This is a genomic window from Xanthomonas hyacinthi (genome assembly GCF_009769165.1).
In the GTDB taxonomy this organism is placed as follows: Bacteria; Pseudomonadota; Gammaproteobacteria; order Xanthomonadales; family Xanthomonadaceae; genus Xanthomonas_A; species Xanthomonas_A hyacinthi.
Genome location: NZ_CP043476.1, coordinates 372,302 through 391,007 on the forward strand (window position 1 = coordinate 372,302; position 18,706 = coordinate 391,007).

An 18,706-nucleotide genomic window follows, 5' to 3' on the forward strand; every position below is an offset into this window, starting at 1 on the left:
TTCCGGGTTGTTGCTGGGGTGGGATCGGGATGACCAGCAGCATCGAGCCTAAGTCTCATGACTTGGGAGTTTGATGATGGCACTCTCTGATCTGACCGTGCGGCAAGCCAAGGCTGCCGAGAAAACCTGCAGCATCACATCGTGCCCCTGTCTGTCCAGGCCATCGAGATCGTGCGCTACCTCCTTCCTGGGCGTAATGCGGCCTGCCCAGAGGCCCCTGCTGGCGCACCGCAGCGACTCAAGAAGCGCATCCGTGAGAACACCCTCAACGCTGCCTTGAAACGCATGCGCTACGAGGACCACCGGCCATGACATCCGGGGAACGATCTCGACGGCGCTCAACGAGATCGGCTATCCCAAGATTTGGGTGGACGCGCAGCTTTCGCACTCCGATCCGAACAAGCTGAGTTCGGCCTACAACCACGCCAAGTATGTGGAGCCGCGCCGGCGGATGATGCAGGACTGGGCCGACCGCCTCGACCTGCTTGAACAGGGTCAACTCCTAGCGATCATAGGGAGCTGCCGCGCCCCGCCCAGTACTGCGCCCGAACACGCCATCTGCGTTTTCGCGCGGACCGGTCCGATACTAGCAACGAGCGCGCTTTTTTGTATATTACAATACATAATTTGCTACGATCCCGCACATGGGTAGACCACGTTTGTTCGATACAGAGGCGGTGCTGGACTCTGCGGCGGCGGAGTTCCGTGTTCACGGCTTCGCCGACACTTCCACAGAAAAGCTATGCGAAGCGGCAGGCGTGCGCCGCAGCAGTCTGTACAACGCGTTCACTTCGAAGGAAGAGCTGTTCGTGCAGGCGCTGCGCCGATACACCGAAGTCACGACGCTACGGCAGGAGGAGGTACTCACCGCTGCTGAACTTGATGGTGGCACGCGGCTGTGGCGGATCGTTGAGATGGTTGTCGAGGAGGAGTGGGCGGCGTGCAAGAAGGGGCACGCGGCTGGGTGCATGACCGTGCACACGTTCATGTCTCCGCATGTACGGCAGAGTGACTCCAGGGTGCAATCGATCCTGAGCCAGGACCTGGACCATCGTCTCTCTCTCCTGACCGAGGCCGCGAGGGTTGGGCAACTCGACGGCAGCGTGCGCCCCGAATCGTCGCCCGAGGACGTTGCCATGCTGATTGTTACCGTGGTTTCGGGCCTGCGGGTGACCGCCCAGACCGGCGCCGAACCGGCGCAATTGCTCAGGATCGCGCGAATGAGCCTGGGGGCCACGCTGGCCTGATCACATCACGCACTGTCAGGTGTTGCGCATCGCCATATTTTGGATTATATAATACAATAAGTGGCGACGAAGGCCTGGTCCTGCCGAAGGTGGGCCGGGTACCGCGCGAAGAAATCGAGTTGATCGGAGGACGTCATGGCATTGCAGGGATATCGCATCCAAGCAGACGCTGAACTACGCACACGAGTAGTCGACTATCGCGACCACCGTGAGATCGAGCATCTGATCGCTCACGGCTGCAGGCACGTTGGGGGCCAGTGCCGGGCGGCTTCCTCTTCTGAAAACAATGCATCCGACCCCACTGGAAGCAAGACTTTTCTGCCGCCTCTGTCGCAGGCCTGTCTTCGCAGCGATGGCCTGGTCCTGACCTCCCCGGTTCTCGATGATGTCGCCAGCCTGTCTACGAACGAGCTTGACGACGAGGTCCGGCGCCGCGCGATCTTCCCACCGGCCTCCTCGGCAGGGCTGGAGTCGAGGATCATGGGTGCGTATGCGGGCTGGCGACTCGGAGAGTCGACGCTCTTGATCGGGCGTCGCAATTTCAACGGTGCGGCTCTGACGATACTGTCGGTCCGTCATCTGGTTCCGCCTGGAGTGCTGGATGTCGGATACGCGACGATGAGCGCCCATCGCGGCAACGGTCACGCCGCAAGCGCCCTGAGACTATTCACGCAGTGGGCCTTCAGCACTTCCAGCGTCCAGAGAATCGAACTGGGCATCAAGCCGGGCAACTCGCCTCCGTATCCACCGCTCTCAAGGCAGGGCACCGCCTGGAATCCGTGCGCCGATCCCGATTGCGCAACGCTGATGGGTCTTTCGACGACGAGCACTCGTATGTAGCACTCAAGGCTGATCACGTCCGTGTCTGGAGGCACCAGTCATTGAGTCGCCTCACGGGCAGCAATGTCAGCGAATTCACCTAGCAATCCCAAACAGCAATCCGGATAAGACGCCCGATAGAGGACTCAACGAATGCAACAGCCACAAACAACCAAGAAGGTTTGAACCGCCCCGGGAATCCCGGAGGCTCCATTACTTGAGAAGATGGAGCCATGAGCAGAGCAAGCAAGTTCTCCCCGGAGATTCGGGAACGTTCGGTGAAGATGGTCCTGGAGCACCAGGGCGAGTACGACTCGCAATGGGCGGCGATGGTGTCGGTGTCGGCCAAGGTGGGCTGCACAGCCGAGACGCTACGGGGTTGGGTGAGGCGCCACGAGCGCGACGTTGGCAAGCGCGACGGGATGACGAGCACCGAGAAAGAGCGCATCAAGGCGCTTGAGCGCGAGGTTCGCGAGCTGCGTCAGGTCAACGAGATCCTGCGCAAGGCGTCGGCCTATTTTGCGCAGGCGGAGCTCGACCGCCCCTTCAAGCGATGAAGCAGTTCATCGATGAGCAGCGTGATGTCCATGGGGTCGAGCCGATCTGCAGGGTGCTGCCGATCTCCCCATCGACCTACCACGCGCACGCGGCCAGGATGGCCGATCCGCAGTTGCGCTGTGCACGCGCGAAGACCGACGAGGCGTTGACGGCGCACGTCCAGCGCGTGTGGGACGACAACTTCAAGGTCTATGGTGTGCGCAAGGTCTGGCGGCAACTGCGACGCGAACAGTTCAACGTGGCGCGCTGCACCGTGCAGCGGTTGATGAAGCGGCAGGGCTTGCGCGGCGTCATGCGGGGCAAGACCGTGCGCACGACGGTGAGCGACCCGAAGGCGCCGTGCCCGCTGGATCACGTGAAACGGCGATTCAAGGCCGATCGGCCGAACGCGCTGTGGGTCAGCGATTTCACGTACGTCTCGACGTGGCAAGGATGGGTCTATGTCGCCTTCGTCATCGACGTCTTCGCCCGTCGGATCGTGGGCTGGAAGACGTCGTCCTCGATGCAGACGGACTTCGTGCTCGACGCGCTCGAACAGGCGCTCTACGCGCGGAAGCCGGTCGGCCCGGATCGCCTGATTCACCACAGCGACCGAGGCGTTCAGTACGTGTCGATCCGCTACACAGAGCGGCTCGTGGAGGCCGGCCTGGAGCCCTCGGTAGGCAGCGTGGGGGACTCCTATGAGCGCGAAGCCTGCCCTCGGGGCACAACGCGCTGGCCGAGACCATCAACGGCCTCTACAAGGCCGAGGTGATCCATCGCACGTCGTCCTGGCGCACGCGCGAGGAGGTCGAGTGGGCCACGCTCAACTGGGTCGACTGGTTCAACAACCGTCGATTGCTGGAGCCGATCGGGAATATCCCACCGGCCGAGGCTGAGGCCAACTACTATTCCCACTCCCATGAGTCCGCCATGTCGGCGTGACTCAAACCACGGGGCCTCCGGGAAACCCGGGGCGGTTCAGTTCCCGGCACCGTATATATCTTGGCAATCGGGATCTTTGCCATGGTGATGAGCGAGTTCGCGGTCGCAGGACTCATGCCGCAACTCGCCGCGGGTCTTGACGCAACGATCGCCCAGATTGGTTATCTCGTCACCGTGTTCGCCGTCGCTATGGCCGTCGGTGGGCCTGTGTTTGTCTTCCTCCTTCACCGCGTACCACCGAAGACGAGTCTGCTCACGATCCTCGCGGTTTTTCTAATCGGAAATATCATCGCGATCTTCGCATCAAGCTACGGCGTGATGGTTGTGGCGCGCGTGGTCACAGGCGTGGCTTCGCAAGCGTTTTTCGGTGTGGCTATTTCCCTGTGCGCGCGCCTCGTTGATGAGAACATGCGCGGACGGGCCATTGGGGTCGCATTGAATGGACTCATGCTCGGAACGCTTCTCGGGCTTCCCGCTGCCACGCTTATCGGCGCACGGTTCGGATGGCAGTCGGCCTTCTTGGCCATCGCAATTGCCACTGCCCTGGCAGGCATCCTAACCATGCGCTTCGTCCACAACCCGCGGGCCGAGGGTGAGATTCCGGAATCCGCCCAGTCAATCAAGGAACAGGCGGCGGTTTTCATGCGTCCTCAACTGATCCTGGCGCTTCTTTCAAGCACACTCATCATCGGTGCCACTTTTGCGGCATTTAGCTTCTTCACCCCGATTCTGACGGAGCTCTCTGGATTCGACCTTGGCACCGTACCATGGCTCCTGTTGGCCTACGGTGCCGCCACGGTCATCGGCAACAGCATCGTGGCCCGGCTCGCAGATCGCTACACTGTCGCGACCCTTCTCGGCGGGACAATCCTGAACGCGCTGTTCCTCACTGGACTCACACTGTGGACTCAGATCGCCCCCGTCGCACTTGTCTTCATGATCGCGATCGGTCTCGTAGGCGTCACAATGAATCCAGCCATGACGATCCGGGTGCAGCGCGCAGGGAACGCTTCACCACTGGTGAATACCGTCCACTCGTCCTTCATCACCCTCGGCATCATCATCAGTAGCGCGGTCGGCTCGACGTTGATTGATAACTACGGCCTCCACTCGACTCTGAGTCTCGGCGTTGTGATGGCGAGTCTGGCAATTCTCGCGATTCTGCCCGCCATGGCCAACCCGTACATTCGCTCCGGAAAGAATGACCGGGGCTTGACATAGTGGCGGGGCTGTTTCGCGTCGGAGATATTTCTTGAAGCTGCCTGCGGTGCGGTTGGCCGCCAGGCCCGGCAGCCCGGGCAGCAGGATCAGCAGCGGATGAACCGAGGCTGGCAGCGCTAGGTAGGATTGGTGCAAGAGCAGGATAAAGAAATACGATGGTGCTGCGACTGGGCGGGTCAGTCGCCGTGATCTAGGCCATATGCCCCGATAGCGGCCAGAATTGCCCTTGGTGTTCCTGTCGAAGAAAAGCTCGCCAGCAGGTCGGGACCGTCTCCGCCTACGAATCAAGATAAAGCAGTTCTCAACAACCAAAAAGGCGGGGAGAATCTGTACAGAAAGGACAAAAAGTCCTTAACGAGGAGGGGCTCGCGCGTGGATGGCCTAGCAGGACTGGTTGCCTTCGTTCATGCGGTCGAGCAGCGCAGCTATGTTGCGGCCGCGCGCATTCTCGGCGTTTCGGCGTCTGCCGTTTCCAAGAGCGTGGCACGGCTGGAGACTCGGTTGGGCGTGCGCCTTCTCAGCCGGACGACGCGAAGCATCGACGTAACCGAAGAGGTGCGCTGTTCTACGAACGATGCAAACGCGTTCTCGACGAACTGTGGGATGCGGAAGCCACCCTGGTACAAAGCCGTGAGACGCCCAGAGGCCGGCTACGCGTCAGCGTTCCGCAGATCGTCGGTCTGCATTTGCTGATGGCGCAGTTGCCGGAGTTCACGGCGCGCTTTCCAGACATCGAACTGGACGTCGACCTCGAGGACCAGGTCGTCGATATCCTCGCCAGCGGCCTGGACGTCGCGGTGCGCAGTGGGCACCTGCCAGATACTCGGCTGGTTGCACGCCTGATCGGCGAGCAGCATTTCGTGGTCTGCGGCAGCGACGCATACTTCAAGAGACGCGCCCGACCCCAAGTGCCCGGTGATCTGGGGCAGCACTCCTGCATTCACTTCAAATACCCGTCGAGCGGTCGACTGGCAGCCTGGTCCTTCGTCCAGCCTTACGCAGACACACCTATTCCGGCGAGTCTTGTGTTCAACAACACGGAGGCGGGGCTTGCCGCTGCAACGAGGGGGCTTGGAGTGGCGCACCTGCCTGTCTATGTTCTATGTTGCGGCTCCTGGTATCGCGTCGGGCGCGCTTCGACCGGTACTAACGGAGTTCATGGTTCCGTTCGGTGCGCTTTGGCTGATATGGCCTTCCAGTCGCCAGCTCTCGCCGAAGGTCAGGGCGTTCGTCGATTTCGTTGTCGAGCGATTGGCAACAGTGCCTCATGCGTTTCAAAGAGCTCATGAAGATCCTGGCCCATAACGTCGGAAGCCCTGAAAGCAACCTGGATCCACTCTAACCCGATCCACTCTAGCCCATTGTCCTGTATAGCCTTCCGATACAATCTGCACTCAGTCAAAACGCTTGACACGAGCCATTTTTTATCCGAGTCCCGAGCCCTAGCCTCAGCGCTCGAACTTGGTCGACAGGATGATCGACGAGGTGGTGCGCTCCACTCCATCGACCGCGCCGATGCGGTCGGTCAGCACGTCCATGTCGTTGACCCCCGGCACCACGCCCAGCGCGATCAGGTCGTAGGAGCCGCTGACCGAATGCAGTACGCGGACCTCGTCGATCTCGCGCAGCGCCTTGACCACCGAGGTCATCTTCTTCGGCAGCACGGTGATCAGGATGTGCGCGCGGATGTGGCCCTGCTCGAAGTCGTCGCGAGTGCGCACCGTGTAGCCGCAGATCACGCCCTCGCGCTCCAGCCGCTCGATCCGGCTCTGCACGGTGGTGCGCGACAGGCCGAGCTTGCGGGCGATCTGCGCGGTGGAGGCACGGGCGTCCTCGCGCAGCAGCGAGAGCAGGCGTTGGTCGGAGGCTGTGATCTTCATGCGCGGCCGGATTTCGTCGAATCGACGAAATTATCCGATTTCCTGCACAAATCAACTCTGCCAACCGACGATCCGGTCCCGATAATAGTAGGTCTATCGCTGAACGACCCGCCTCCAGGAGATCCCGCATGACCGTACTCGGCCCCCTCGCCCCGCTGCGCGCCCATGCCGGCGAACGCCTGACCGCCGGCCTGGACGATGCCGGCATCGAACGCCTGGCCGCCTCGCACCCGCAGCTGGGCGCCGCGATCGCCGCCGCCGCCGCCGAATACGCGCGCCTGGCGCCGGAGTTCGCCGACCTGCTGGAGCTGGACGAGAGCGAGCAGATCCGCATCCTGCAGGCCGGCTTCGTCAACTTCTACGCCGACGACGCGGTCACCCCGTACGTGGCGCTGGCCGCACGCGGACCGTGGGTGGTCACGCTGAAGGGTGCGGTGCTGTACGACGCCGGCGGCTACGGCATGCTCGGCTTCGGCCACACCCCGGATGCAGTGCTGGAAGCGATGGCGCGGCCGCAGGCGATGGCCAACGTGATGACCCCGAGCCTGGCGCAGCTGCGCTTCGAGCGCGCGCTGCGCGCCGAGATCGGCCAGCGCCGCGGCGGCTGCCCGTACAGCAAGTTCATGTGCCTCAACTCCGGCTCCGAAGCGGTCGGCCTGGCCGCGCGCATCGCCGACATCAACACCAAGCTGCAGACCGACCCGGGCGCGCGTCACGCCGGCGCCCGGATCAAGCGCATCGTGGTCAAGGGCAGCTTCCACGGCCGCACCGACCGGCCGGGTCTGTACTCCGATTCCAGCCGCAAGGCCTACGTGCAGCACCTGGCCAGCTATCGCGGCGAGGATTCGGTTATCGCAATCGCGCCCTACGACGTGGACGCGCTGCGCCGCGCGTTCGCCGAGGCCGAGCACAACGGCTGGTTCGTCGAGGCGGTGTTCCTGGAGCCGGTGATGGGCGAAGGCGACCCGGGCCGCGCGCTACCGCCGGCGTTCTACGCCGCCGCGCGCGAACTGACCCGCGCCCACGGCAGCCTGCTGCTGGTCGATTCGATCCAGGCCGGACTGCGCGCCCACGGCGTGCTGTCGGTAGTGGACTACCCCGGCTTCGAGCAACTCGATGCGCCGGACATGGAAACCTATTCCAAGGCGCTCAACGCCGCGCAGTACCCGCTGTCGGTGCTGGCGGTGACCGAACATGCCGCGCAGCTGTACCGCAAGGGCACCTACGGCAACACCATGACCAGCAATCCGCGCGCGCTGGACGTGGCCAGCGCCACGCTGGCGCAGCTGACCCCGCAGGTGCGCGCCAACATCCGCGCGCGCGGTGCCGAGGCGGTGCAGAAACTGGAAAAGCTCAAGGCCGAACTCGGCGGGCTGATCACCCAGGTGCAGGGCACCGGGCTGCTGTTCTCCTGCGCGCTGGCGCCGCAGTTCAAGTGCTACGGCGCCGGCTCCACCGAGGAATGGCTGCGCCAGCACGGGGTCAACGTGATCCACGGCGGCGAGAATTCGCTGCGCTTCACCCCGCATTTCGGCATGGATGGCGAAGAGCTGGACCTGCTGGTCGGCTTGATCGGCCGCGCCTTGCGCGAAGGTCCGCGCATCGCTCAGGCCGCGGCAGCCTAGGACGCGTGCTGCACGCGCTGGCGTTGCTGCCGTACCGGCTGGCGCTGATGCCATCGGCGCAGGCGCCGTTGGCATCGCCTATTGCGCGCAGGGTTTCAGGTGCAGGCTGCGCGCGATGTCGCGCCAGTCGAACGCGGCCACCGCCTGGTCGTCGTGCAGCGCGTAGAACACGCCCTGCGGGAAGCGCGCGTCGCCGCGCTGGTCCAGCCACACGCCGTCGGTGTTGGCGGTGACCTTGCCGGCGAAGGCGCCGACATGCGCCAGCGTCTGCCGGTCGAACACGTGGAACAGGCTGCGGTCCTTGAACTGGTCGGTGCCGATCCAGTAGCCGCTGCCGTCGGCGCAGCTCAGCAAGGCGATGCCCTCGGCCTGCGCCTTGTACAGGTCCGCGCCGATGTCGCGGCCGCGGTACTTGCCGTCGGCCAGGCCGTATTCGCGCAGACGGGTGCCGCTGGCCACGTCTTCCTCGGCCAGCAGCAGGCGGTCGTGCGCCGGATCGGCGAACACCGATTCGGCAATGCGGATCGCGCCGGCCGCCGTGGTGTCGCCGAAGGTCTGGGTCAGCGTCGCGGTCCAGGCCTTGCCGTCGCGGCGCAGCTGGTAGCGGCGGAAGCGCTGCCCCAGCTCGGCCAGCGGCGGCACGGTTTCCTCGTCGGCGCCGCGCATGTCGTTGTCGCTGACGATGACCTCGATGCCGCCGTCCTTCGGCCGCGCCCACAGTCCGTACGGCTTCTTCAGATCCTCGGCGCCGAACAGCGCGACCGGGGCGAAGTCCGGCAGCGAGAACGCCTGCACGCGATGGTTGTCGCGTTCGACCACCAGCGCCAGGTCGCCGACCACGGCGATGCCGTTGGGCCGGTCCATCTGCCCGGGCGCGGCGCCCTGCCCGCCGACGCTGCGCAGGCGCTGCCCGCTGTCGCCATCGAACACGACCAGTTCGCCACTCTTCTTGGCGGTGGTGATGACCCAGCGCCGGCCCTGCGGCGTGGTCCAGCTGGCCGGCGAATCGAGGTTGTCGGCCGGGGTGGACGCGGTGAGGAAGGCTTCGGCGACCACGACGTGCGACAGCTTGGCCTGGCGCAGCAGCGGCTCGTGTTGCGCGCCTTCGTCCGGTTCGCGGTCGGCATGCGCCGGCGTGGCGACGGTCGTTGCGGGCGCCGCCGCCGACGGCGCCCTGGAACAGGCGACGACCAGCCCGCAGGCCAGCGCCAGCGCCCCCAGCCGCAGCGCCGAATCCGCCCGCGTCACAGCTTCACCCGCACGCCGACCGCGAAGCTGCGGCCGTATTCCTCGTATTGCTGGGTGTGCGCGCGCGTGCCCTGGTAGCGTTCCAGCGGCTTGTCGAGCAGGTTGGAGGCGTCGAAGTACAGCTGCACGGTGTCGGTCACCTGGTAGTCGAGACTGAAGTCGAGCTGGGTGTTGGGCGCCACGAAGATATCGTAGTCGCGGGCCTTGCCCAGTTCGTCGAGGTAGGCGCTGCGGTACACCGCCGAGAGCCGGGTGGAGAAACCGTCCTTTTCGTAGCCGAGGAAGGCGGTATAGACGTTCTTGGAGGCGCGCGGCAGGGTGAAGTCCTCGCCCTGGCGATCCTCCAGGCCCGGGTCGAATTCGGTATGCAGCCAGGTGCCGCTGACCCCGCCGAGCAGGCCGTTCCAGCCTTCCGGCAGGAACGCGAACGGCTGCTGCCAGTTGAACTCGGCGCCATAGACCTTGGCGCGCTTGCCGTTGATCGCCATGCCGACGTCGTAGCCGGCGTAGGCCGGGTCGTTGTCGATCACCGTGTCCACGATGTAGCCGTCGATCGACTTGTGGAACAGGCCCAGCGAGACGATGCCGGTCTTGCCCAGGTAGCGCTCGAACGACAGGTCGAGGTTGGTCGACTCGTAGGGATCCAGGTTCGGATTGCCCAGTTCCACTTCCTCGTCGTCGTTGTTGACTGTCGCGTGCGGCGCGACCTGGCCGAAGCCGGGCCGCGACACGGTCTTGTTCAGCGCCGCGCGCAGCGACCAGTCGTCGCCATTCCAGCGCAGGTGCAGGCCCGGCAGCACATTGGTGTAGCTGCTGCTGGCCTGCAGCGCACTGGCCGCGAACGACTCGCCGTCGTCGGCGACGTCGACCTGGTAGCCGCTGGCCTTGAACCGGGTGTTCTCCACGCGCACGCCGGCGATCACGCGCAGCGCGCCGATGTCCCAGCTGCCCATCGCATAGGCGGCGAGTACGTCTTCCTTGGCGGCATAGTCCTCCGCCAGCGCACTGACCGCATTGCTGCCGAGATCGCCGTCGTCGGCGCTGTACTGGCTGCCGTTGCGCGCCCAGTAATGGCGCAGCGCCGCCGAACTCAGCGCCTCGCCCAGGCTGTTGTGCCGGTGTTCGGGCGGCGCCACGGTCCAGTCGGCCAGGTCGATGTCGGGCCCCTCGGACAGTTCGCGCTCGTTCTTGTCGACGTCGCGGTCGCGCCAGCGCCCGAGCAAACCGAACTTGTAGCTGGCGTTGTCGGCGTCGAAGCGCACGTTGATCCTGGCGCTGTATTCGTCGTCGTCGGTGCGCCCGGGCGAAAGCACGAACTTGTCGAACGCGTAATTGCCGTTGGACACCCAGTCGTCGCCGGACAGGCCGATGGCCGGCAGGCGGCGGTTCTGGTCGATGGTCGCGTCGAGATCGTCGCCGTCGTACTTGAAGCGCGCCTCCTTCTCGTCGTTCACCCGCTCGCGGGTCTTGGTATAGCCGGCCTGGTAGTCCAGCACCGCGCCGCTCAGCGTGTTCTCGCCGCCGACGCTCGCCGCCAGCGTGTCCTGCTGCTTGGTGCGGTAGCGCACCCGCTTGGACAGCTTGTCCACCGGCGCCGAATAGCTGCCGTCGCCGTTGGCCTGGATGTCGTCGGCGTCGAAGGCGATCACCGTGTTCTGCCGGGTCTCGGCGTCCTTGAAGCTGCTGAACAGCGTGCGCAGGTAGTAGCGGTTGCCCTGGTCCGGATGCCAGTCCAGGTTGAGGTTGGCGCCGATGCGCTTGCGCTCGATGTGGTATTTGCGGCGCTGCTGCTCGACCATGACCAGGTCGCCGTTGTCGATCGCGTCGTAGTCGCCTTCGCTGTTGTCGGACTGGAACTCGCGGTCCTGATAGTTCAGGCCCAGCGCAACGCCGAACGTGGCGTCGGCGAACAGGTCGCTGTAGTTGAACGAGGCCTTGGGGCTGGTCTTGTCGCTGAGCTGCTGGTGGTTGGCCTCGAGCTTGGCGCGGATGCTGCGGCCGTCGCGGTCGAACGCCGAGGCCGACTCCACCAGGATTGCGCCGCCGATCGCATCGCCCGGCATGTCCGGGGTCGGCGACTTGACCACCTTCAGCCGCTCGGTGGATTCGGACGGGATCACGTCCATCGGTGCGGCGCGGTTGTCGCTCTCCGGGGTACCGATGGCGATACCGTCGATGCTGACGCTGTTGAGCGCGGCGTCCAGCCCGCGCACCACCACGAAGCGGCCCTCGCCCTGGTCGCGGGTGACGCTGACCCCCGGCAGGCGTTGCAGCGATTCGGCCACGTTCTGGTCCGGATAGTCGCCGACCTCGTCGGCCGAGACCGCGTCCAGGATCGCATCGGAACTGCGCTTGAGGTCCACCGCGCGGGCCTGCGCCTCGAGTTGCGGGCGGACCTCGACCCGGTCCAGGTCGGTCGCCGCAGCGGCGGGATCGCCCGCGGCCTGTGCGCCGCCAGCGGCACAGGCCGCGCTCAGGCCGAAAGCGATCGCCACGAACAGCGGAGTCTTGCTAGGCACGGTATGCACGGACGCGGATCCCCATCTAACGTTAAGAATTGGGAAACAACATATTTTCGACAGGTTGCGTGCTGGTGACACCACGGCGCCGGCCCGGCGGCTGGTCGCAGCCGCGCCGGCTGCGGCACACTGTGCGCATCCCCCGTTGCGAGTGCGCCCATGAAGATCGTCGAAGTCCGCCATCCCCTGGTACAGCACAAGATCGGCCTGCTGCGCGACGCCGCGCTGAGCACCAAGGGCTTCCGCGAACTGGTCACCGAACTGGGCACCCTGCTCGGCTACGAAGCCACCGCCGACCTGGAGACGGAGACGCATACGATGGACGGCTGGGCCGGCCCCACCCAGGTGCAGCGCATCGCCGGGGCCAAGATCACCCTGGTGCCGATCCTGCGCGCGGGGCTGGGCATGCTGCCCGGCGTGCTGGCACTGATCCCGGCGGCGCGGGTCAGCGTGGTCGGCCTGCAGCGCGACGAGGAGACGCTGCAGCCGGTGCCCTACTTTGAGCGTCTCACCGGCCGCCTGGAGGAACGCGACGCGCTGATCCTGGACCCGATGCTGGCCACCGGCGGCACCCTGATCGCCACCGTGGACATGCTCAAGCGCGCCGGCGCGCGGCGGATCAAGGGCATCTTCCTGGTCGCCGCGCCGGAAGGGCTGCGCGCGCTGGAAGCGGCGCATCCGGACGTGGAGGTGTACACCGCCGCGATCGACGACCACCTCAACGACAAGGGCTACATCCTGCCCGGCCTCGGCGACGCCGGCGACCGCATCTTCGGTACCCGCGTCGCCTGAGCCGCAGGTCGGCGCGACCTCAGCGCTGCAGGTTCTGCAGCGCTGCGCTCACGTACACCAGCGGCGCGTTCCAGTTGATCGCCACTTCGTTGCTGGCGTAGCTGCACTCCTGGTCCAGGTAGGACAGCGCCGGCAGCGACGAGGCATAGACGTGCTTGCACGCCCCGGCATCCTGCTGGCCCGGCTGCGGGCCGCCGACCAGCAGGCCCGGCACCGGCAGGGCGACGCCGTCGGCGATGGAGATGCGATGGTGGATGTGCAGCGGCGAACGCGCGCCGATACCGGTCACGAACGACATGCCCAGCGGATTGCGCCCGAGCACGTAGTCCAGCTGCGACTGCGCGGCCTGCAGGTACTCCGGCTTGCGCTGCAGCTGGTAGGCCTGCAGCAGCAGCATCGCCTGGTTCAGCGCGGTGCTGTTGCTGCCCCAGTGGAAGTCGGCCGGGGTCATCGCCACCTTCCACGCCGAATCCTGCCAGGCGCGCAGCAGGTGCGCGGCCACGCCGTCGATCTCGCGCGCGATGCGCGCCTGGTCCGCATGCGCGGTCAGCCGCGCGCGGTGCTGCGCCAGCGACATCCACGCCAGCCCACCCACCGAGCCCCAGCTTGGCACGCTCGCCGGCACATTGCGCGCCATCGCCGCGTCGTAGAACGCGTCCTCGCCGGTGGCCAGGTACAGCTCGGTCGCCGCCCAGGCGAACTCGTCGTCGAGCCTGTCGTCGTCGTAGCCGCCGGTGTGCACGTCCGCCGGCTGCCGGTAGACCGCGTCCGGATGCGCCTGCGCCCAGGCCCAGGCGCGGCGCGAGGCCTGCAGCATGCGCCTGGACACGCCGTCGAAGCGATCGTCGAACGGGGCGTAGATGCGGCTGGCCTGGGCCATCACCGCGGCGAAGTCGAGTGTGGCCGCGGTGCTCTTCTGCACCACGTAGCGCGGCGCGCGCGCCTGGTCGGGCATCTGCATGCCGCCGAAGTCCAGATTGGTCAGCTTGTGGTAGACGCCGCCGTCGCCCGGATCCTGCATCGCCAGCAGCCACTGCAGGTTCCAGTCGACCTCGCGCAGGATGTCCGGCACGCCGCCGCCGCTGTCCGGGATGCCTTCCTTGTGCGCGGCGAAATAGGCCGGGAACTGCTCGTAGGCGGCCAGCAAGGTGTACACGGTGATGCCGGAATTGACCACGTACTTGTTGTAGTCGCCGGCGTCGTACCAGCCCTTCGGCGCGGAGATCGCAGTGCCGGTCGGGCGCCCGGGCGAGGCCGCCGAGGCGTGGATCAGCACGTGGGTGTCCGGATGCCCTTCCGCGCGCGCGTGGCGACCGGCGTACTCGCCGGGCAGCGCGGTGCTGGCGCGGTTGAAGTAGTAGGCCTTCAGCGCTGCGCGCGTCACGCCATCGTAGGCATCGGCGGCGATGGCGAAGCTGTCCGACGCCGGCAGCCCGTCCACGCGCAGGCGATAGCGGCCCGCCTCGCGCAACGCGGAGAAGTCGGCGATGCGCACCGTCTGCTGCGCTGGCGCCCAGGTCGCCGCGGCGCCCAGCGTGCCGCGCAACACCACCTTGCCCGAGTCGGCGCGCTCGACCGCGAACGCCTCGCCGTGGCCATCGGGCACCACCGCGAGCTTGCTGGCGGCCGGCAGGTAGCCGACCTGGTTGAGCCGGATCGGCGACATGGCGGCATCCTCGGAACGCGAGGCGCAGCCACCGACGACCAGGCAGGCGAGCAGCAGGCAACGCAAGGCGGTAGGCAGGTTCATGCGCCGATACTGGCCGGCCGCGATGACGGCTGCAAGCGCCGCGCGGCGGGCTTTCAGCCGCCAGCCGGAATGCCGCCGGCCAGCGCGCGCGCCTGCAATGCCGGCAGCTCATGGGTGGTGACGAAACGGCCCTTGCCATCGCGCGCCAGCTGCGCCAGCGCGCAATCCGGGTCGTGGGTGAAGAACAGATGCACGTTGCGCGCCAGCGCGTCTTCCAGGAACGCGCGCTTCTCGTCGATCAGCAGTTCGGCGTTGCGGTCGTAGCCCATCGTGATCGGCACATGCACCCAGCAGCGGCCGGGGATCAGGTCGGCGCAGAAGGCGACGCCGCCGTGCGCCTGTCCATCGGCCTGCGGCGTGCCGACGATCTCGGCCAGCATCAGCCCCGGGGTATGCCCGTCGCTGAAATGGAAGCGCACCGCCTCGCCCAGCGTGCGCGAGTAGTCGCCGTCGACCAGTTCCAGGCGGCCGCTGGCCTCGAGCAGGCCGGGCAACTCGGGAATGAAGCTGGCGCGGTCGCGCGGATGCGGCTGCAGTGCGCGCTGCCAGTGCGCCGCGCCGACCAGAAAGCGCGCGTTCGGGAACAGCAGTTCCGGCGCGGCGCCCTCGCGCCATGGCGCCAGCAGCCCGCCGGCATGGTCGAAGTGCAGATGGCTCAGCACCACCACGTCGATGTCGGTATGCGCGACGCCGGCCGCCTGCAGCGAATCCAGCAACACGTGGCGCTGTTCCTGCACCCCGTAGCGCTCACGCAGCGCCGGCGCGAAGAACGCGCCGATGCCGGTCTCGAACAGCACCGTCTTGCCGGCCAGCGGACGCGCCAGCAGCGCGCGACAGGCCAGCGCGATGCGGTTGCCGTCATCCGGCGCGGCCCACTGCTGCCACATCGCCTTGGGCGCGTTGCCGAACATCGCGCCGCCGTCGAGCTTCTGGGAGTTTCCTTGGATCGACCAGAGTTGCATTTTTCGGGACTCGGGACTCGGGACCGGGGACAGCGACGCCGCGACTTACGGCGCCGGCGACGCCAGCTGCACTTCGGCCTTGCCGACCTCGTTGCGCGGGTCGCTGCCGCCGCTGAGCACGTTGTTGCGCTTGTCCCACTCCACCGTCTGCAGGTTGCCCCACACGTAGCTGGAACCGCGCCCGCCCGCGGCGCTGTCGCCGGGCAGCTTGAGCGCATGGCCCATCGCCTGCAGGCCTTGCACGGTGGCCGCGTCGAAGGTGCCGGTCTCGGTCTCGATCACGTCCGGCAGCCACTGGTGGTGGTAGCGCGGTAGCGCGGCGACCTGCTGCGCGCCAAGGCCGTCGTCGTAGCCGAGGATGCCGAGCAGGACCATGGTGATGATGCGGCTGCCGCCCGGGGTGCCGAGCACGATCGCCTTGTCGGCGTTCTCCATGAAGGTCGGCGACATCGAGCTGAGCGGGCGCTTGCCCGGCTTGGGCGCATTGGCGGCGTAACCCATCACCCCGAACGCGTTGGGCGTGCCGGGCTTGAGCGCGAAGTCGTCCATCTCGTCGTTGAGCAGCACCCCGGTGCCCTTGGGGATCAGCCCGGAGCCGAACAGCAGGTTCACGGTCTGGGTCGCGCCGACGCGGTTGCCCTCGCCGTCGATGATCGAGAAGTGGGTGGTCTCGTCGTCTTCCAGCGGGGTCGGCTGGCCCGACAGCAGGTCGCTGGGCGTGGCTTTCTCCGGGTTGATGGTCGAGCGCAACCCCACCGCATAGTCCTTGCTCAGCAGCACCCGCTGCGGCACCGCGGTGAAGTCCGGATCGCCCAGGAAGAAGGTGCGGTCGCGGTAGGCGCGGCGCATCGCCTCCACCACCAGGTGGGTGCGGTGCACCGGGTCCATCGCCTTCAGATCGTAGCCTTCCAGGATCTGCAGCATGCTGGCCAGGGCGATGCCGCCGGAGGACGGCGGCGGCGCGGTGGTGATGGTCCAGCCCTTGTACGCGAACTGGATCGGCGTGCGCTGCTTGACCGTGTAGCCGGCCAGCTCCTCGGCGGTCCAGTGGCCGCCGGCCTGCTTGACCCCGGCCAGCAGCTTCTTGGCGGTGGCGCCGCGGTAGAAGCCGTCGAAGCCCTTGGCGCCCAGCAACTGCAAGGTGTCGGCCAGTTCCGGCTGCTTGAACAGGTCGCCTTCGGCGATCGGCTTGCCGTTGCGCAGATAGACCTCGCGGGTCCCGGGATAGCGCTCCATCACCTCGCGCCGCAACTGGTAGCCCTCGGCCATGCGCCGGTACACCGGGAAGCCGTCGCGGGCGATGCGGATCGCCGGCGCCAGCGACTGCTGCAGCGGCAGCCGGCCGTGCCTGGTCGCCAGCTCCACCAGCGCCGCCGGCAGGCCGGGAATGCCGGCCGACCACGGGCCGTTGACCGAGCGGTCGCGGTCCAGCGCGCCCTTGGCGTCCAGGAACTTGTCGGCGGTCGCCGATTCCGGCGCGTATTCGCGCGCGTCCAGCATCACCTCCTTGCCGGTCTTGGCGTCGTGCAGCAGGAAGAAGCCGCCGCCGCCCAGGCCGGAGCTGATCGGCTCGACCACCGCCAGCGTCGAGGACACCGCCACCGCCGCGTCGAACGCGTTGCCGCCCTCGCGCAGGATCTGCAGGCCGGCATCGGTGGCCAGGCGATGGCCGCTGGCGACGGCGGCGCCGGGCGGATGCGTGGCGACGCTGGCGGTCGGCGCCTCGGCCCACGCGGTCGGCGTCAGCAGCAGGGCGAGCAGCAGGACACGGCGGGCGAGCGTTCTCATGCGGCGGGGGGCTCCTGTGGGTACGACTCGGGATGATCGCGCTGCAGCTGCAGCAGCTTGGCCAGCAGTTGCGCGTGGCTCTCCGGGATGGCCGGATCCGGGTCGATGCATTCGACCGGACACACCACCACGCATTGCGGCTCGTCGAAATGGCCGACGCATTCGGTACAGCGGGCCGGGTCGATCACGTAGATCGTCTCGCCCATCGCGATGGCCTGGTTCGGGCAGGCCGGCTCGCAGACGTCGCAGTTGACGCAGAGCTCGTTGATCTTGAGGGACATTTCGCTGGATTCGGCACTGACCTGGGCATCTTACCGGATCGGGCAGCGCGCCCCCGCGAAGGGCGCGGCGAGCGTGCGGAACGCAGCGTCGCCCTGGTGTGGACACCGCCAGCGCCGCCGTTGGCCACCGCGGCTTGCCGCATCGACACCTGCGCTACCCGGCACATAATCCCCTCTCATCCAATACGCGAAGGACAGCGCCACTACGACCGGGCGCGGTGCAAGGATCGGCACCTGGCCGAGAACTTCGTCGCCAAGCTCACGCCGGACCGGGCCATTGCCACCCGATACCACACGACCGCCTGCAACGTCCTCGGCGCGATCCACTGGATCGCCTCTGCCATCCTGCTTAATCGATGACACGCCCCAGCCGCCAGCGTGGATAATCGATGCATCCCTCCCCCGCCACAGGAACGCACCATGGGCCACTGGACTACCCTCGATACCGCGCACGGCCAGGTCTCGGCCTGGCACGCCCTGCCGCAAGGCGCCCCGCGCGGCGGCCTGGTGCTCATCCAGGAGATCTTCGGCGTCACCGCCTACATCCGCGAGGTCGCCGACTACTACGCCGCGCAGGGCTACGAAGTGCTGGCTCCAGGCCTGTTCGATCCGGTGCAGAAGGACGCGCAGCTGAACTACGACCAGGACGGCGTGCACAAGGGCCTGGAACTGGTCGGCGCGCTCGGCTTCGACAAGGCGCTGGACATCGTGCAGGCCGCGGCGCTGGCGCTGGCACCGACCGGCAAGGTCGGCACCGTCGGCTACTGCTGGGGCGGCAGCGTCGCGCTGCTGGCCGCGCTGCGGCTGGGCCTGCCCTCGGTGAGCTACTACGGCGGGCGCAACACCCAGTTCCTCGACGAGACCCCGAAGGCGCCGGTGCTGTTCCACTTCGGCGCGCAGGACAGCAGCATTCCGCCGGACGCGGTGCAGCAGCATCGCGAGAAGCTGCCGCAGATGCAGACCTACGTGTATCCGGCCGGGCATGGCTTCGACCGCCATGTCGACCCGAACCACTACGATGCCGACAGCGCCGACAGCGCGCGCGAACGCAGCCTTGCCTTCCTCGCCGAACACCTGCGCTGAGCCGCACCG

15 protein-coding genes, 4 pseudogenes and 1 other annotated feature are annotated in these 18,706 nt (G+C 66.8%); of the genes and pseudogenes, 12 read left to right on the top strand and 7 right to left on the bottom strand.

The features are described 5' to 3' along the window. Positions 1–135: 135 nt before the first annotated feature. The 8 genes and pseudogenes from FZ025_RS22150 to FZ025_RS22650 all read left to right on the top strand — a co-directional run. Positions 136–508: pseudogene (locus FZ025_RS22150) on the top strand (tyrosine-type recombinase/integrase); the annotation flags it as partial. 151 nt (positions 509–659) lie between these two features. After that, entirely contained in the window at positions 660–1,247 is a 588-nt protein-coding gene (locus FZ025_RS01785) for a TetR/AcrR family transcriptional regulator (RefSeq protein WP_208803723.1), read from the top strand. 135 nt (positions 1,248–1,382) lie between these two features. After that, entirely contained in the window at positions 1,383–2,087 is a 705-nt protein-coding gene (locus FZ025_RS01790; protein ID WP_046978812.1) for a GNAT family N-acetyltransferase, read from the top strand. A 212-nt stretch (positions 2,088–2,299) separates the two neighbouring features. After that, positions 2,300–3,548: pseudogene (locus FZ025_RS01795) on the top strand (IS3 family transposase). Next, positions 2,578–2,694 (top strand) — a sequence feature (AL1L pseudoknot). Its footprint overlaps the pseudogene before it by 117 nt. Positions 3,549–3,629: 81 nt before the next feature. Further along, entirely contained in the window at positions 3,630–4,769 is a 1,140-nt protein-coding gene (locus tag FZ025_RS01800) for an MFS transporter (protein ID WP_046978810.1), read from the top strand. A gap of 372 nt (positions 4,770–5,141) precedes the next feature. Continuing rightward, on the top strand, positions 5,142–5,462 hold the full coding sequence (locus tag FZ025_RS22155; RefSeq protein ID WP_244292439.1) for a helix-turn-helix domain-containing protein: 321 nt from the start codon (positions 5,142–5,144) through the stop codon (positions 5,460–5,462). Next, positions 5,462–5,803 (top strand): annotated as a pseudogene (locus FZ025_RS22645) (LysR substrate-binding domain-containing protein); the annotation flags it as partial. The gene FZ025_RS22155 and the pseudogene FZ025_RS22645, both read left to right, overlap by 1 nt. A 124-nt stretch (positions 5,804–5,927) precedes the next feature. Next, positions 5,928–6,074 (top strand): hypothetical protein, encoded by a 147-nt coding sequence (locus FZ025_RS22650; protein WP_249027498.1) that lies wholly within the window; start codon positions 5,928–5,930, stop codon positions 6,072–6,074. A gap of 143 nt (positions 6,075–6,217) precedes the next feature. Here FZ025_RS22650 and FZ025_RS01815 read toward each other — a convergent pair whose 3' ends face one another. Continuing rightward, the gene (locus FZ025_RS01815; RefSeq protein WP_046978808.1) at positions 6,218–6,649 is read right to left on the bottom strand and encodes an Lrp/AsnC family transcriptional regulator; all 432 of its coding nucleotides are present in this window, start codon (positions 6,647–6,649) and stop codon (positions 6,218–6,220) included. Between the two features lie 128 nt (positions 6,650–6,777). Here FZ025_RS01815 and FZ025_RS01820 point away from each other — a divergent pair, with 128 nt between their 5' ends. Then, entirely contained in the window at positions 6,778–8,274 is a 1,497-nt protein-coding gene (locus FZ025_RS01820) for an aminotransferase class III-fold pyridoxal phosphate-dependent enzyme (RefSeq protein ID WP_046978807.1), read from the top strand. 78 nt (positions 8,275–8,352) lie between these two features. Here FZ025_RS01820 and FZ025_RS01825 read toward each other — a convergent pair whose 3' ends face one another. Both FZ025_RS01825 and FZ025_RS01830 read right to left on the bottom strand, forming a co-directional pair. Further along, entirely contained in the window at positions 8,353–9,468 is a 1,116-nt protein-coding gene (locus tag FZ025_RS01825; protein ID WP_386269917.1) for a phytase, read from the bottom strand. Positions 9,469–9,518: 50 nt separating this feature from the next. Next, positions 9,519–12,041 carry a TonB-dependent receptor gene (locus FZ025_RS01830; protein ID WP_046978817.1) on the bottom strand — a complete coding sequence of 841 codons (2,523 nt, stop codon included), beginning with the start codon at positions 12,039–12,041 and terminating at the stop codon, positions 9,519–9,521. A gap of 159 nt (positions 12,042–12,200) precedes the next feature. Between FZ025_RS01830 and upp the strand changes: the two genes are divergently transcribed. Further along, complete coding sequence (upp, locus tag FZ025_RS01835; RefSeq protein ID WP_046978806.1) at positions 12,201–12,833, top strand: uracil phosphoribosyltransferase; 633 nt, start codon at positions 12,201–12,203, stop codon at positions 12,831–12,833. Between the two features lie 19 nt (positions 12,834–12,852). Here the strand turns inward: upp and FZ025_RS01840 are convergent, their stop codons facing one another. Genes FZ025_RS01840 through FZ025_RS01855 form a run of 4 tightly spaced genes read right to left on the bottom strand, consistent with a single transcriptional unit; the run spans position 12,853 to position 17,614 of the window. After that, positions 12,853–14,583 (bottom strand): glycoside hydrolase family 9 protein, encoded by a 1,731-nt coding sequence (locus tag FZ025_RS01840; protein WP_046978805.1) that lies wholly within the window; start codon positions 14,581–14,583, stop codon positions 12,853–12,855. 53 nt (positions 14,584–14,636) lie between these two features. After that, positions 14,637–15,545, bottom strand: a complete 909-nt coding sequence (locus tag FZ025_RS01845; protein ID WP_046978804.1) for an MBL fold metallo-hydrolase — start codon at positions 15,543–15,545, stop codon at positions 14,637–14,639. Between the two features lie 45 nt (positions 15,546–15,590). Beyond that, positions 15,591–17,333: a gamma-glutamyltransferase gene (ggt, locus tag FZ025_RS01850; protein WP_046978803.1), complete on the bottom strand. Its 1,743-nt coding sequence runs from the start codon at positions 17,331–17,333 to the stop codon at positions 15,591–15,593. Next, entirely contained in the window at positions 17,330–17,614 is a 285-nt protein-coding gene (locus FZ025_RS01855; protein WP_046978802.1) for a YfhL family 4Fe-4S dicluster ferredoxin, read from the bottom strand. The genes ggt and FZ025_RS01855 overlap by 4 nt, the downstream gene beginning before the upstream one ends. Before the next feature lie 165 nt (positions 17,615–17,779). Here FZ025_RS01855 and FZ025_RS01860 point away from each other — a divergent pair. Together FZ025_RS01860 and FZ025_RS01865 are read left to right on the top strand one after the other, a co-directional pair. Continuing rightward, positions 17,780–17,974: pseudogene (locus FZ025_RS01860) on the top strand (IS5/IS1182 family transposase); the annotation flags it as partial. Between the two features lie 60 nt (positions 17,975–18,034). Further along, a complete protein-coding gene (locus FZ025_RS01865) occupies positions 18,035–18,697 on the top strand; it encodes a dienelactone hydrolase family protein (protein ID WP_046978801.1) in 663 nt (220 codons plus the stop codon). Positions 18,698–18,706: the final 9 nt, after the last annotated feature.